Genomic DNA, 15,561 nt, shown 5'->3' on the forward strand with positions numbered 1-15,561 from the left:
CCTTTCATTTAAATTCGTATTAATTTCTGCCTTTTAGATTGTAAACCATCGCAAGCACTTCTGCAACTGCCTGATACAATTCTGGTGGAATTTCTGCTCCGACATTTACATTTGCATAAAGCATACGCGCCAACGGTTTATTCTCTACAATTTCCACCTGATTTTCTCTTGCCACTTCCTTAATCTTTGCAGCCAGAAAATCTTCACCCTTTGCAACCACAACCGGTGCTTTGGATACTTCCGCATCATACCTTATCGCAACTGCATAATGGGTCGGGTTCGTAATGACTACGTCTGCCTTCGGCACATCCTGCATCATTCGGCGCTGCGATGCCTCACGCATTCTCTGACGCTGTCTTCCCTTAATCTGTGGGTCTCCTTCAGTATTTTTATACTCGTCCTTTACCTCCTGTTTGGTCATCTTCATTTCTTCTTTGAATTTATGTTTCTGATAAATCAAATCAGCGATTCCGACAATCAGGTAAACCAGGCTTGTTTTTAAACCCACATCCACAATAAGTCCGGCAATCAATGCAACTGCCTGCAACAGTTCCATATCATAGATAACAAATAATTCTCCCTGCCTGTCCTTAATCTCGGAATACGCCACATACATGACCAGCGCCACTTTGACAATAGACTTTACAAGTTCAAACAGAGAATCTTTGGAAAACATCCGTTTAAAACCATTGATAGGATTAAACTTTGATAATTCCGGTTTTAATGGCTTCCCGCTTATTTTCCAGCCCACCTGAAGCACGCTGACTAAAAACGTTACCACCATTCCGATTAAAAGAAACGGTATCATGGCCTTTATCATTTCAATCACAGCCTGCGACATTAGCATATGGCTGGATTTTACTGTCATGCCCGTCTTATTTTCTAATAAAATATCCGGGATTTTCCGATAGAAACCTGAAAACTCATTCATTAAGTTTTCTGAAACATAGCTTCCAAAAATCTTCAATCCCAGGAATAAAACAATTAAATCTACTGCTCCGGAAAATTCCTTGCTTTTTGCAACTTTTCCTTCTTCTCTTGCATCTTTTAATTTTTTTGCAGTTGCCGGCTCTGTCTTTTCGCCGCCAGGTCCCTCTTTTGCGAACCACTGCAGATTATATTTCAGAAGTAAATCTCTTTCCTCCATATAAATCTCCTATTCATGTACCAGCTTATCCATGCATTCCTGATGCAATTCCGGTAACCATCCGTTTCATCTCAGTAAACACAAAATCGGATACATACGGAAGCAGCTGTATCGTCAAAAACAAAACCAGAAATCCAAGCAATATCTTAAGCTGGATACCAACAGAAAACATATTCATCTGTGGTGCAATCTTTGCCATGATTCCAAGAATACAGTTCAATATCATTAACACTGCAAAAACAGGAAGTGCCACCCGGAAACCAAGCACCATGGAATTCGTCATATAAGAAACCATGGTCTGAAGCAGGGAATCCCACATAAAATTCTGACCATTTACCGGAATCAGAGTGAAAGAATCAACAATTGCCTGTAAGATATACTGATACATTCCACTGGACATGAGCAATAACATGACCAGATAATTATAAAAATTACCTGTTATCGGAGAATTTGTTTTACTTACCGGATCATACTCGGTCGCCATGGACAAGCCCATATTTAAATCCATAATATTACCCGCAAATAAAACAATGGAATTACAAATATTTGCTCCAAAACCAATCAGCAATCCTGTAATTCCCTCTTTCACGACAATTGTGGCATATTCAATTACTCCTCCATATTCTATCGTGCTTTCAGGTAATACTCCAATCAACAGGATGGATACAAATACTGAGAAACCAATTTTGACTCTTCCCGGAGTATTCGACATGCTAAAAAATGGAGCCGAAAAAACAAAAGAAGTAATCCTCACCAGAACCAGCAAAAAATATTCAAATGTAAGCAGTGAGAAACTATAATTAACCATGTTTTATCTCTACCTGTATATCAACTGATATATAAACTAAAATCAGACCACAATCTCGTCATAAAATCAGTCATATTATTCAGCATCCACGCTCCAAAGAGAAGCATTCCTGCAAATACAGCCAGAATCTTCGGTACAAAGGTAAGCGTCTGTTCCTGAATAGATGTAACCGTCTGAAAAATACTAATAATCAAGCCTACGATAAGTGATATTAAAAGCAATGGAGCCGAAGTTAAAATAATATTATAAATAGCGTCCCTTGCAATATCTAAAACTTCTCCCTGTGTGATCAATTTCTACACCTCTTTCATCAGTAAAATGTCTCTACCAGTTCCCTGATAACAAGATTCCATCCATCAGCAAGCACAAACAGCAGAATCTTAAACGGAAGAGAAATCGTAGTTGGCGGAAGCATCATCATACCCATCGACATAAGGACAGATGCTACTACCATGTCAATTACAATAAACGGAATATATATAACAAATCCAATAATAAATGCCTGTCTCAGCTCACTTAAAATAAAGCTCGGAATCAGCACAGTATTGGATATATCATCCTGTGTCTCATAAGTCACGCCGGCAATGTCACAAAATGTATTGATATCCTTTGCCTGTGTCTGTTTAAACATAAATTCACGGATTGGCTCCATTCCTGCCTCAAAGGCCTGTTCCTGCGTGATTTCACCGGCATCCAACGGTTTCAATGCATTTTCATTAATCTGTGAGAAAACCGGGTTCATAATAAACAGGGTAAGGAACAACGCCAGTCCAATCAACACCTGATTTGGCGGAACAGTCTGCGTTCCAATTGCTGCTCTTACAAAATGAAGCACAATAATAATTCTGGTAAAGGAAGTCAGCATAATAAGAATAGATGGTGCTAACGCAATTACAGTCAGTACCAGAAAAATCCGAACTGTCCCGGATAAATTTCCCTCTCCATTATTAATATTAACAGAAAGTCCATTATTACCAGAGGATGCTGTTCCATCTGGACCATTGCCATTTTCAGTTGACTGATTACTATTACTGCTGTCAGTTACCCCAGGTATATTTACAGATGCCGCATACGCTTTCTGTGGTACAAATGCCACCAGTGTAACAACAACTGCAATAACCGCAAATATAAAAGATACCAGACAGTATTTCTTCTTAAAATTACTCATCCTTATGCCTGCTCTTCGGTAAATGTTCTTTGAACTGTTTCATAATGTTAGAGAAACTTTCTCCTGTATTCTGATATTTCACCGTATCTTCCAGCGAAACATCATTTAACTGTTCCCTTGTAAGCTGTGCTAACATCGTCACTTCATCTTTTCCGATTCCGATTACGAGATAGGTCTCTCCCACCTCTATAATCTGAATATACTTATTTGTAGTGAGTTTCATAGTCTCCACTACCCGCATATTCTTCTGAAAATTATGTTGCTTCTGATATCCGGCAATCCATTTTGTTACATAATATGTAATTGCAAGCACAAAAACAAATATCAGCAATACACCTATCAATTGGAAAAAGCTTTGTACACCCGATGTTCTGCTACTCAGTAATATCATATTAACCCACTACTTTTTTTACTGCTTCAAGAACACGTTCTGCCTGAAATGGTTTTACAATAAAATCCTTTGCACCAGACTGGATTGCTTCAATAACCATTGCCTGCTGGCCCATTGCAGAACACATAATTACACATGCACTTGCATCTGCTTCTTTAATCTTTTTTAATGCCTGAATTCCGTCCATCTCCGGCATGGTAATATCCATCAGTACCAGGTCTGGATGTACTTCATTATATTTTTCGATTGCCTTTACTCCATTTTCTGCTTCTCCGGCAACTGTATATCCATTTTTGGTAAGGATATCCTTAATCATCATTCTCATAAAAGCTGCATCATCACAAATTAAAATACTCTTTGCCATATTAGTTATCTCCTTGCTAATTATTTAATAATCTCTGTAATTCTTACACCAAAGCTTTCTTCAATTACAACTACTTCACCTTTTGCAACGTACTTTCCATTTACCAGTACATCAATTGGTTCTCCAGCAATCTTATTCAATTCAATGATTGTTCCCGGAGCAAAATCCAATATATCATGAATGGATTTACTGGTTCTTCCCAGTTCCACGGTTACTTCCAATGGTACATCCATAATAAGATCAATATTTTCCTTTGGAAATACCCCATTCATATCTCCAGTAAAATTTTGGAACTGAGCCGGCTGTACATTTACCTGCTGGTTTGCATACATTGCCGACATATCTACAGGTTGTCCCATCATTGGCTGTCCCATCATTGGCTGCTGATTTATCATTGGCTGAGGCTGTGGTGCTGGCTGGCTTGCCTGTGGTTGTGGTGCAGGAGCCGGTGCCGGCTGTGGTGTTGCTTCCTGTATTGGTTCATTTCCACCTGTCATGGTCTCCGTAATACTTTTACACATCTCTCTCGCAAAAGATACCGGATACAGCTGCATGATTTCACTGTCCACAAGATCACCAATTTCCATTTTAAAAGAGATTTTCACAAATGGCTGTGTCAGGAAATCATCAATTGCTCCCTCATCAATATTTCCTGTCAGATCAATCAAATCTGCAACAGGCGGGCTGATATCAATCTTTTTATTCAGCATGGATGATAATGATGTAGCTGCAGAACCCATCATCTGATTCATTGCTTCACTGATTGCGCTTAAATGAAGCTCTCCCAGTTCCACGTCTGTATTGGTTCCGTCTCCTCCCATCATAAGATCTGTAATGACCTTAACATCATGCTCCTTTAATATCAGGATATTGCTTCCATCCAATCCAACGGTGAATCCGATTCGTATAAATACACACGGACGCTCATACGCCTTTACCACGTCGTCCCAGTTTGCCATGGTAACAACCGGTGTGGATATTTCCACTTTACGGTTCACCAGCGAAAACAATGTCGTTGCTGCGGTACCCATACTGATATTAGCAATTTCACCGATTGTGTCTTTTTCTGAATCACTCAGCTGTCCATCTGCCGTATCTGATGATGCACCCGGATTATTTAGCAGGGCATTGATTTCTTCTTGCGATAGTACTCCATCCATCACTTACTGCTCCTCTCTAATTACTGACATTACTCTTACTGCATAGTCATCACCCGAAGCTCCCGGCAATGCAGTAAACTTACGAATGTTTCCAACGTAAACATCCAGCTCCTGGTCCACTTTCGTGTCCAATCTAACTATATCACCCACCTGTAAATTCATGAAGTCGTTTACCGATATGGTGCTGTTACCTAAAATTGCTTTTACAGGTATCGGTGCTTTTGAAATCAAAGTTTCAATTGCTTCCGTATAACGCTGTTCATCTTTTTCCTGCATGGTAGAATACCAGTATTTTGTATTCAACTTGTCCATAACAGGTTCCAAAGTAAGATACGGAAGGCAGATATTCATCAGACCTTCAACATCTCCTATTTTTACATTAATTGTAACAATTGCAATCATTTCACTCGGAGAAATAATCTGGGCAAACTGCGAATTTGTTTCAATACGTTCCAGTCTTGGATGTAAATCCACAACATTTTCCCACGGTTCCCGGAGCAGGTCGACGCAGACTCCCATAATTCTTTCTATAATCAGCAACTCTATTTCTGAAAAGTCACGGACTTTCGCTAATGGTTCTCCGCTTCCACCAAGCATACGATCCACCATGGCATATGCAAGATTTGAAGCAATCTCCAGAATAACCGAACCTTTCAATGGAGAAAAATTAACAATACCAAGAACCACCGGATTAGAAAGTGCATTTGAAAACTCAGAATAGGTAACTGCTTCAGAGTTCATCACCTCAACCTGAATATTTTTTCTTAGATAAACCGGAAGATTTGTGGATATCAGTCTGCCATAATGTTCAAACACAATCTCCAGTGTTCTTAAGTGTTCTTTTGAAAACTTGGAAGGTCTGGCGAAATCATAATTCTTAATCTGCTTCTCGCCATTGTCCTTCATTTCTTCTACATCCAGCTCGCCGCTGCTCAATGCCTGAAGCAGGTTATCTATCTCATTCTGAGATAAAACTTCGCTCACGGACTCTCACCACCTTATATTTCATGCTTACTATTTTTAATCCTATACTACAGTTACTTCCGAGAAGTTGACTGCAATGATAAAATCTGAACCAAACTGCTTCTGTAGTTCTGCCAGTATAGCGTCTTTAACCGCCTGCCGATCCGCATTAAATTCATCCATTGTATAGGTATTAATTACGCTATTAATGGTATCTTTTAAAATTGTTTCACGATCAGCCATATCTTCGCCATAGGTTTTATATCCATCGTTCTTGCTGTCCATGGAAATGGATGCTGTAAGCTTTACATAATGAGTTTCGCCATCTGCACCTGTTTTTAAATTGATTGTCATGGCATCTTCAATTTTATAGGTCACAATCTGGTCCATTGGAATGCTGGCAGACTCAGTTCCATCCCCACTCTCCAGCTCCAGATCAATTGCACTGCATACCTTGTTTACCAGCTCATTGGATTTCTTTGTTTGCGGCAGGATTGTTATTGTAAGTATTCCTGTCAAAATCAGGTTCACCAGAACCAGTGCCAAAATAAGCACTGACATAAGGTTCTTCTTCATCTCATTTCCTCCTATTCTGTAGTGCCGCCGGAATTATATGAATTATATACCTTAATTTCAACACGACGGTTTCTTGCTCTGCCTTCCTCTGTAGTATTATCTGCTACAGGAACATATTCCCCTCTTCCTGAGGATTTAATCAGTGCCGGATCCAATGTGGTATTATCCCGGATAAAATCCGCCACAGAAAGTGCCCGGTACATGGACAGTACATTATTGTTTTCATATTTTGACGAATGGATTGGCACATTGTCGGTATGTCCTTCAATTTCAATCACATTGCTGTCATAGTTTTCCAGGATAGTTCCTATTTTAGCAATCAGCGGCTGGGCATCTTCCCGGATATTTGCCTTTGCCGAATCAAATAATATTGCTCCATTTAATGTAAGTTTTACATACTCGGCATTAAAATCTACTTCCACCTGATTCTGTAATCCCCCCGCCTCTATCTGCTGCTCGATTTGTTCTGCCATTTGTTCTGATTCCGACAATGCCTGTTCTTTATACTGCTCTGCTACATCTGTCTCAGTCTCAGTCTCTTCTGTTTTGCCACCCTGGGAATCCCCATCCTCTCCTGAGGACGTTTCAAAAAAAACATCAATATTCGGCAACTGGCTGATTCCGTTGCCCACCATTTCTCCCTCGCCAATACTCATACTGCCTGCCGGCATAATACTTAAGCTGCTCTGCAGCGAGGCTATCACCATCTGAAACTTCTCTGCATCAACGGTAGACATGGAAAAAAGCAACACGAAAAAGCACAGCAACAGATTCATCAAATCACTAAAGGTGGTTATCCAGCCAGCCGCCGGCTTTGCTTCCGGTTCCCGCTTCTTTCTCGCCATTATTCTTCACCTCCGGCTTCATCTTGTGCATTATAAGCCTCTCTTGCCTGTGGTGACAGGAATGATTTCAGTTTTTCTTCTATTACACGAGGGTTTTCTCCTGCCTGAATAGACAAAAGTCCCTCAACGGTAACCTCTTTCATTATAATTTCTCTGGCATTATTATCTGACATCTTTGATGCAATTGGATTACAGATCCAGTTAGATATCAGCGAACCATACAATGTTGTAATCAGGGCAACTGCCATATTAGGTCCGATGGAAGATGCATCCTGTAAATCCTTCAACATATTAATCAGACCAATCAGGGTACCAATCATACCCCAGGCCGGAGCTAATTCTCCCCACTTTTCCCAGAAGCCGATTACTTTCTTATGCCGGTCCTCAATGCAGCCCAAATCTGTTTCCAGAATTCCACGCACCAGTTCCGGGTCAGTTCCATCTACTACCAGCATAACTCCTTTTTTCAGAAAGTCATCATCAATATCATTCGCTGCTTCTTCCAATGCAAGAAGCCCCTCTTTTCTGGCAATATTTGAAAGATTAATGATATTTCCAATAATCTCACTCGGGTCATTCTTATGTAACTTAAAAGCATTTCCCGCTGACTTAAAGCCATTAATGAAATCTGCCATACTGTTACATGCCAGAACACCGGCAATAGATCCTCCAATCGTAATAACAGCGGATGGGAAGTCCATATATGTATTCCATATTGCCGATACACCTGCACTTTGAATAATTCCAAATAAAACCATTGCAAGTCCCATCAGGGTACCAATAAGTGATGCTATATCCAATTTATCCACCTACATTTCTATAAAATTATGGGAACACCATTCTTCTGAAAATGGTCCTCGTTACCCACCTTTTTGTATTTTCATTTTCATTTCTATATAATCTTACTAAACTTTCAGCAAAATGTCTACTTTTTTTACAATTATTTTAGAAACAATTCCATTTTCTATTATACCATATATAGGGGAACTATCAAATATAGTCCCCCTATATGTACTGTTTTTATATTATTTTTCGCTATATCTGACTATTTTTATTATCGTTTCAGATTAATCAACTCCTCAAGAAGCGTATCGGATGTAGTAATTACTCTTGAGTTTGCCTGGAAACCTCTCTGCGTGGTAATCATCTCGGTAAATTCAGAAGCCAGGTCTACGTTGGACATTTCCAGTTCTCCGGAATTCATGGTACTTCCGTTTGAAGTAATTTCGACACCAATTCCATCAAATTCACCGGAGTTTAAAGTAGTACGGTAGCAGTTATCTCCTACTTTTTCAAGTCCGGCTGCATTTGCAAAGCGGGCAGATGCAATCTGGCCCAAAAGAACAGTATTACCATTATCGTAAGAACCGTAAATTTTACCATGGGTATCTACAGATACACCGGTTAATGCTCCAAGCTTCTTACCTGTTCCGGTTGTTCCATCAATTGCTCCCGCATCCATTCCAACAGTAGATGTTCCACCGTTATTAGAATTCTTACACTGTGTAAAATCAATGGAAATATTTTCAAACTGGTCGCCTAACTGTTTCATGTTCAATGTGACTGAGCCGTTAGTGCTGTCACCCACGGAAACAAATTTACCTTTTCCAGTACCAGTATCAAACTTCAGTTCGTAATTTACTGCTGTTGCTTCAATAGTAGGTGGATTACCATCAGTAATGCTGTTGATGGTTGCACCAGGCTGTAACCCGGTATAAATATCAGAAAGTGATACGTCCGTTACTGCTTCGTATCCTTTTACTACACCACCGGCTGAAGTAATTGCACGATATACTTTGCTGTCATACTGTCCGGTAGCGGCATTCTGTGTTGTATTGATATAGTACATTTCACCACTGCTGTTACGGAACTGATGATATGTATTTCCGCCAAAGGAATTAGATGCTCCGGTATCTGTCCACTCTGTACTGATTGCATTGTAAGCAGTCTGTGCATTAGTAATTCCACCGCTGGCATTTGCTCCAAATACATCAGAAAGATTTCCACCGTTTGCCAAAAACTCCTCTAAGATATTCTTATTGGAAGAATCATAAATAGCACTTAACTCAACAGTATAAGTTCCGGCATCGGTATCTACACCTTTGACTGCAAATTTTGCTGTATAGGAATATCCCAATGCATCAAAGAAATTCAAATTCATGGCATATCCACTTTCACTGGTTATTTCTGTACTGTTTTTATCTACAATACCACCACAAACTGCATTCGTTGTTGCTTCTGCCGGAGAAGTAAGATTGCTTTCCTGCATGATACGAAGTGCAGATACCTGGTCTTTTTTAATCTGTCCGGTGGTCGGGTCTACCTGCCATCCCATAACATTGTATCCGGTAGATGTCATGGCAAGATTTCCTGAGCCATCGATATAGAAAGAACCTGCTCTGGTAAAAAGATTTTCAGTACCGTTGCTTACAACAAAGAAACTTGTTGTATTACCCTTATCTGTAATTCTTAAGTCAAATGCTTTTCCGGTTGTCTGGGCTGCCCCACCGGAAGTAATGTCGATGGAAGTAGAACCTGTTGTTACACCAAGACCAATCTGCTTGGCATTAAGTCCACCGGTTCCGGTTGTTGCATTTGCTCCGGATGCACCAGAAATTGTCTGATACATAATCTCGCTGAATGTTACACTGGACTCTTTAAATGCCACGGTATTTACATTGGCAATATTGTTACCGATAACATCCATCTTTGTCTGATGTGTCTTAAGTCCTGACACAGCAGAATACATTGCTCTCATCATAATGAAATGACCTCCTAAATTTGATATCTGACGCAGAACCCATCTGTCAGTCAGGGTTCTCACAGCCTCCATAAGGTCCGGCTATGCTATTACTGCACCATCAATATTTGTAAAAACATTATTTTCTGATTCATTCTGGTCCATTGCTGTTACAACTGTCCTGCTCGGTACATTTACAATGAATGCCAGCGAATCAACTACTACTAAGGATTCTTTGATTCCTTTCTTCTCAGCCATCTCCACACCCGCTTCCAAGCGTTCACTCTGCTGGTCTGAAAGACTGATATTCCGGGTAGACAACCGCATGCTTGCATGCTTCGAAAATTTCACTTCGGAAACATCTGCTGCTTTTTGCTTTTCTTTTAATACCTCCGCAAAAGAAGCTCCCTGCTCCGGCTGCGTTTTATTACTCTTCGAAGGATTGAGATACTGGTCTGCTACCTGTTCAATGGAAGTGAATTGATTTGCTATCTTATTCATGCTTTCATCTCCCTAATAACCTTCCGTGGTTTACTCTGTTTTCCCTGTTTCTTCTGTATCTTTTTTGTCTTCTGTACCACCGTTACCTTCTGTCTTATCACCGTTTTCTCCTGCGGCAGCCTGTAACTGTTTCATTTTCTCTTCCAGTTTTACAAGTTTATCGATATCACTCTGTTTAATGAATGACTTCTGATAACTGGTCATGCTGTCATATGCTTTCCGAAGGTTGGTCAGTGTACCTGCATTATCCAGTGTAAGTTCATCTGCTGAAGGTAATGATGCAATTGCAAGTGAAAATGATTTTGCAAGGCTGATTGCATCCATGTAACTGTCGTCCATAACAGAATATAAATCGTCAATGGAGTAAAGGTTGTTATTTACCATAAGATAAGTCTTATTGTTCTCATGGATTACACTGTCTACTGTTCCGGTAACATCGGATGTCTCGCCTGTTGCAGAAGATGTAACACGAAGTACTACCTGTTTTCCCACCAGTGAATTTGCTTCCATCTCCTGTAAGGATGCCTGCATATTCTGGGTTTCCTCTAACTGTGAGAATGTTGCCAACTGTGAAATATACTCTGTATTATCTGTTGGTTCCAATGGATCCTGATATTTCATCTGTGCTACTAACAGTTGTAAAAACGCATCTTTATCCAGACTACCTCCGGATTTTTTGGAAGTAGAGGATGAGGAATTTGATTCTGCACTGGTATCCACAACCTCTCCATTTTTTATAAGCTGTGTTATCATTTTGTGCTCCTTTCTACGCTGTTACATCCATGGTATTTCCATGGTCTTTCATAATCTGGGCTGCCAATGTTTCTTCTTCATTCATAAGCCCGGATAACTCGTCCAATTCTCCACGGAACAATCTTCTTCCGGCTGTTCTTCCAGATTCTTCTCTCTGACTGCCCTGCTGTTCTTCTCCAGATGCATTCTGCTCCAAGTTCCGTTCAAATTCATGACTTGCTATTGTAACTTCGACTGCATCTACTTTGATTCCCTGCTGGTTTAAACTGGTTCGAAGGTCTGCAATCTGTGCTTCCAAAGCGGTCTTTACTGTTTCACTGCTTACTGCCAGTTCTGCAGTTATATTTCCTTCTTTGGTTGCTGCAATGTGTAAATATACTTTTCCGAGATTTTCCGGATTCAGCTGCATCTCAATGGATGAATTTTCTGGGGAGAGATTCACTTTTGCGAATTCTGTAATCTGGTTCATAATATCCTGCACATCAATGGTTGTACGGGATGCCACCTTATTTACCTCTTCCGGTGCTACAGTCTGCTGTTCTGCTCTTACCTGAAATTCCATATTCTGCGCATGTTCATTTACACTGCTCTCTTTCGTTTTCTGTGACTGGGCTGCTGGCTCGCCCATTTCACCGGACGCATTCTCTGATACATTGTTTTCAGTCTGTGCATCCTCTGACGCATTCACCTGAATTACCGGCGCTGCATCTTCTGTCTCTTCTTCCGGTTGTACATTCTGTGTTTCTTCTGTAGTATGGGTCATCTGAACTGTAGCTGCCATTACTGTTGTATCCTGTGTTTCCTGCGAAGCAATTGTCACATCAGTCTGTGGAACCATTTCCTGCACGCCGCCATCTGCCATATCCACTGTTTCGTTAAAATCCGCTGTCAGTTCTGCCAACTGATTCTGTAATGCTACCCACTCATCCTTAGAAATTCCAAGTGTCTCACTTAAGCTCTGAACCAACTCATCTGTATTCTGCATAATATTTGTGAATTCTTCACTCATAAGCAGTGAACAGGCATCCTCAGTTCCTGTCAGTTGTGTCACAAGCTGTGAAAGGCTTGCCGGGTTCAGTAAATCCATCCACTGCAATCCCAGTATAGACATAGCATCTTCTACCTGCTCATCCGAAACGCCAAGTTCATCTTTCAGAATTTCTTTTACACCAGTTTCAAATGCATCCTTTGTGTCTTCCAGTTGATTCTGCAGCTCTTCCACTTTCTGTGTAGGAGAATTCTCCTTTACATTCAGTTTCTTTGCGCTGTCTGCTACAGCTGCCGGCTGTGTGGTTGTTGCTGCAGGTTCTTTTCCTACCGGATTTCCACTGGTAAGCTGCTGGTTTCCATAACCGGATGTTTTCTGTTCCATCACAGAAGCAAAGCTTGCCTGTGCAGTTGCACATAACCCTTTTTCCACAGTGCCCGTCACTTTGGAAAGTCCTGTGTCTAAAGTTCCAGGGGTTGATACCATTCCCGAAATCTTTGCACTCGTCATGTATTCTTCCTCCTTTCTTCTTTATTCAATTTTATTTATTCTGAAGGATTCATGATTTCTGTCACCTTTGCGGCTGTATCAGAATTCATTTTCCCTAGAATATCAGCTCTTGACTGCGCATCCATATTTTCCAATATCTGTGCCACCAGATTCAGATTATCTGTCATGGTGTCAAATATGGCTGCTGCTTCCTTCGGTTTCATCTGGGAATAGCCCTTAACATAATCAGATATCTTACTGTCTGTCTGCTGCTGTTCCACTACCTGTTTATACAAAAGTTCCGCATTATCCGGATCAATGCTCTCATAATATTCCTTATATTGTTCTATATCGGGTGCCTGGTCCGAAAAAACAACCTCATTATAAAATTTTTCTTTTTCTTCTTCAAAAGCAGCCTCATTTGCTTCATATTCTTTCAGCTTCTGGGACTGTGCTTCCAAATCCGCGATATAAGCACTGTTTTCACTGCTCCCCTGCTGTGCCTGTGCCAGTTCCTGCTCCAGTTCTTTTATGTAAGCTACCGCTTCATCCATGTTCTTATATGGATAATCCTCTTCCGTAGAAAGATCGTCCTCAGAGTCCGGTAAAATCCGGTTGACATACGGAATATCTTTTAATAGTGGACGCATTACCGTAGAGCCAAATCCTCCAACATCCCATTTAATCAGCAGTGCCAGTATTGCCAGCCATACAATAATGATGACCAATGTTACCAGAGCAACTGCCAGTTTTGAAGAACTGCCTTCCTCTTCTTCTGTATTTTCCAAATCAGTTTCCATGTTCTTTGCAGCCTTTTTTTCTGCCTTCTTTCTTGCCTTCTCCGCTTTCTTTGCTGCTTTCTTATCCATTTCTTCTGCCATCGTTACACCACCTGTCTATTTTTTCGGTCTGCCATAGCTATAGCTTACCAGTTCGTCTACTACCTTGTTATCTTCCTGCGCCAGTTGTTGTTTGAAATCTTCAAAATCCTTTTCCCGTAGTTTTTCCTGCGTCTTTCGCTCTTTCATAACTTCTTCCAGTTTCTGCCTGGCGGCTTCCACATTTTTCTCTGCTACCTGCACCTGCATCATCTGTCTTCGAATCAACACCTTCATGCTTTCAATTGCCTGTCTGCATTTTTTTATTTCCAGCAAATCTATTTTGCCTTCAACCAACTCTTTTGCCCGGTTATCATATGCATTCTTCCGCTCAAAGAGTTTTAAAAGCTTTGCCTCTTCTTCCCGGAGTGCTGCATTTGCCTGGCTGTATGCAATCTTTGCCTGACTTTCCAGTTTTAATTTAATATCTAAAATATTCTGCATTCGGTAAATAAATTTTGCCATATCTCATTCCTACTTGAATACATCTTCCAACAATGTCAATTCTTCTTCAAATGTAAATTTTTCATCAGTCCTCTGACACAGAAACTCATTGACCGCTTTTATCTTAGAAACCGCATAATCAATTTCTTCATTGGAGCCGCTCTTATAAGCGCCAATATTAATCAAATCTTCTGCTTCCTGATAGGTTGCCAGTACATTTTTCAGCTTTCCTGCCACCGCCTTATGCTCCGCCGAAACAATGGAACTCATTACACGGGAAATACTCTGCAAAATATCGATTGCCGGATAATGATTCTTATGTCCTAATTTTCTGGATAACACAATATGTCCATCCAGAATACTTCTTGCTGTATCGGTAATCGGCTCATTAAAATCGTCACCGTCTACCAGCACCGTATAAAGTCCGGTAATAGAACCTCTTTCTGCTGTTCCTGCCCGCTCTAATAATTTCGGCATTTCCGAATACACGCTTGGCGGATATCCACGGGTAACCGGTGGTTCCCCGGTAGCAAGTCCGATTTCTCTTTGTGCCATGGAGAATCGGGTCAGTGAATCCATCATCAGCAGTACATCTTTTCCCTGATCCCTGAAATATTCCGCTACAGCTGTTGCAGTTTTGGCTGCTTTATTACGAATCAATGCCGGTTTATCTGAAGTTGCCACAATTACCACCGAACGGCGCATACCTTCTTCGCCAAGGTCCCGTTCAATAAATTCTCTCACCTCTCTGCCCCGCTCTCCAATCAGGGCAATTACATTGATATCCGCTTTGGTATTTCTTGCAAACATACCAAGCAGGGTACTCTTACCAACTCCGGAACCCGCAAAAATTCCAATACGCTGTCCCTTTCCAATGGTAATTAATCCATCCACTGCTTTAACTCCCAGTGGTAATACCTCACTGATGATTTCACGCTTCATCGGATCTGGTGGCGGGGCTTCAATCGGATATTCCTTATCGGTATGAATCTCATCCACATCTGTCGGTCGTCCAATTCCATCCAGAATATGGCCTAAAACCTCATCTCCCACCAAAACAGACAAAGGATGTCCCGTATTTGCTACGATACATCCAACACCCAGACCTTCAATACTGTCAAAAGGCATCAATAACAGCCGGTTATCCTTAAAACCGACTACCTCTGCCATGACATATTCTTTTTGCTCTCTATCCCGATATATTTTACACAAGTCATTCAGTTTTGCTTCCGGTCCGATAGATTCAATGGTAAGACCTACTACCTTAGACACTCTTCCAAGGCAGGTATAATATGTCTTATCCGAAAGTAACTGATATTTTTCCAAATCACATGTCACTCTTTTTT

At 40.8% G+C, this 15,561-nt stretch carries 18 protein-coding genes; all 18 read right to left on the reverse strand.

Translation table 11 applies throughout. From position 1 onward, the window contains the following. Window positions 1-19: 19 nt before the first annotated feature. The 18 genes from flhB to fliI all read right to left on the reverse strand — a co-directional run bounded on the left by flhB (window position 20) and on the right by fliI (window position 15,553). A complete protein-coding gene (flhB, locus tag DWV68_RS04305; RefSeq protein WP_118057396.1) occupies window positions 20-1,147 on the reverse strand; it encodes a flagellar biosynthesis protein FlhB in 1,128 nt (375 codons plus the stop codon). A gap of 25 nt (window positions 1,148-1,172) precedes the next feature. Further along, complete coding sequence (fliR, locus tag DWV68_RS04310; RefSeq protein WP_118057397.1) at window positions 1,173-1,955, reverse strand: flagellar biosynthetic protein FliR; 783 nt, start codon at window positions 1,953-1,955, stop codon at window positions 1,173-1,175. Window positions 1,956-1,975: 20 nt separating this feature from the next. Continuing rightward, entirely contained in the window at window positions 1,976-2,245 is a 270-nt protein-coding gene (gene fliQ, locus DWV68_RS04315; RefSeq protein WP_197420812.1) for a flagellar biosynthesis protein FliQ, read from the reverse strand. Window positions 2,246-2,265: 20 nt separating this feature from the next. Continuing rightward, a complete protein-coding gene (gene fliP, locus DWV68_RS04320) occupies window positions 2,266-3,123 on the reverse strand; it encodes a flagellar type III secretion system pore protein FliP (RefSeq protein ID WP_117841165.1) in 858 nt (285 codons plus the stop codon). Continuing rightward, window positions 3,116-3,514 (reverse strand): flagellar biosynthetic protein FliO, encoded by a 399-nt coding sequence (locus DWV68_RS04325; RefSeq protein ID WP_022243299.1) that lies wholly within the window; start codon window positions 3,512-3,514, stop codon window positions 3,116-3,118. The genes fliP and DWV68_RS04325 overlap by 8 nt, the downstream gene beginning before the upstream one ends. Before the next feature lies 1 nt (window position 3,515). Next, entirely contained in the window at window positions 3,516-3,878 is a 363-nt protein-coding gene (locus tag DWV68_RS04330; protein WP_117699050.1) for a response regulator, read from the reverse strand. A 20-nt stretch (window positions 3,879-3,898) separates the two neighbouring features. Beyond that, window positions 3,899-5,038, reverse strand: a complete 1,140-nt coding sequence (gene fliY / locus DWV68_RS04335) for a flagellar motor switch phosphatase FliY (RefSeq protein WP_118176973.1) — start codon at window positions 5,036-5,038, stop codon at window positions 3,899-3,901. 3 nt (window positions 5,039-5,041) lie between these two features. After that, window positions 5,042-6,022 (reverse strand): flagellar motor switch protein FliM, encoded by a 981-nt coding sequence (fliM, locus tag DWV68_RS04340; protein ID WP_117699052.1) that lies wholly within the window; start codon window positions 6,020-6,022, stop codon window positions 5,042-5,044. A gap of 42 nt (window positions 6,023-6,064) precedes the next feature. After that, on the reverse strand, window positions 6,065-6,577 hold the full coding sequence (locus DWV68_RS04345; protein ID WP_117699053.1) for a flagellar basal body-associated FliL family protein: 513 nt from the start codon (window positions 6,575-6,577) through the stop codon (window positions 6,065-6,067). An 11-nt stretch (window positions 6,578-6,588) separates the two neighbouring features. Beyond that, window positions 6,589-7,422: an OmpA/MotB family protein gene (locus DWV68_RS04350; protein ID WP_118665101.1), complete on the reverse strand. Its 834-nt coding sequence runs from the start codon at window positions 7,420-7,422 to the stop codon at window positions 6,589-6,591. Further along, window positions 7,422-8,222, reverse strand: a complete 801-nt coding sequence (locus DWV68_RS04355) for a motility protein A (RefSeq protein ID WP_117841168.1) — start codon at window positions 8,220-8,222, stop codon at window positions 7,422-7,424. The genes DWV68_RS04350 and DWV68_RS04355 overlap by 1 nt, the downstream gene beginning before the upstream one ends. Before the next feature lie 254 nt (window positions 8,223-8,476). Continuing rightward, window positions 8,477-10,183: a flagellar hook protein FlgE gene (locus DWV68_RS04360; protein WP_118665103.1), complete on the reverse strand. Its 1,707-nt coding sequence runs from the start codon at window positions 10,181-10,183 to the stop codon at window positions 8,477-8,479. Between the two features lie 81 nt (window positions 10,184-10,264). After that, complete coding sequence (locus tag DWV68_RS04365) at window positions 10,265-10,663, reverse strand: TIGR02530 family flagellar biosynthesis protein (RefSeq protein WP_022243307.1); 399 nt, start codon at window positions 10,661-10,663, stop codon at window positions 10,265-10,267. A 30-nt stretch (window positions 10,664-10,693) separates the two neighbouring features. After that, window positions 10,694-11,416 (reverse strand): flagellar hook capping FlgD N-terminal domain-containing protein, encoded by a 723-nt coding sequence (locus tag DWV68_RS04370; RefSeq protein WP_117841170.1) that lies wholly within the window; start codon window positions 11,414-11,416, stop codon window positions 10,694-10,696. Between the two features lie 13 nt (window positions 11,417-11,429). Further along, window positions 11,430-12,914 carry a flagellar hook-length control protein FliK gene (locus DWV68_RS04375; protein WP_118665105.1) on the reverse strand — a complete coding sequence of 495 codons (1,485 nt, stop codon included), beginning with the start codon at window positions 12,912-12,914 and terminating at the stop codon, window positions 11,430-11,432. A gap of 35 nt (window positions 12,915-12,949) precedes the next feature. Continuing rightward, on the reverse strand, window positions 12,950-13,774 hold the full coding sequence (locus DWV68_RS04380; RefSeq protein ID WP_118057402.1) for a MotE family protein: 825 nt from the start codon (window positions 13,772-13,774) through the stop codon (window positions 12,950-12,952). Window positions 13,775-13,789: 15 nt separating this feature from the next. Beyond that, window positions 13,790-14,236 carry a flagellar export protein FliJ gene (gene fliJ / locus DWV68_RS04385; protein WP_117698273.1) on the reverse strand — a complete coding sequence of 149 codons (447 nt, stop codon included), beginning with the start codon at window positions 14,234-14,236 and terminating at the stop codon, window positions 13,790-13,792. 9 nt (window positions 14,237-14,245) lie between these two features. Continuing rightward, window positions 14,246-15,553, reverse strand: a complete 1,308-nt coding sequence (fliI, locus tag DWV68_RS04390; RefSeq protein WP_117698274.1) for a flagellar protein export ATPase FliI — start codon at window positions 15,551-15,553, stop codon at window positions 14,246-14,248. Between the last annotated feature and the right edge of the window lie 8 nt (window positions 15,554-15,561).

This window comes from Roseburia sp. AF12-17LB (assembly GCF_003479605.1).
GTDB classification, from domain to species: domain Bacteria; phylum Bacillota; class Clostridia; order Lachnospirales; family Lachnospiraceae; genus Roseburia_C; species Roseburia_C amylophila.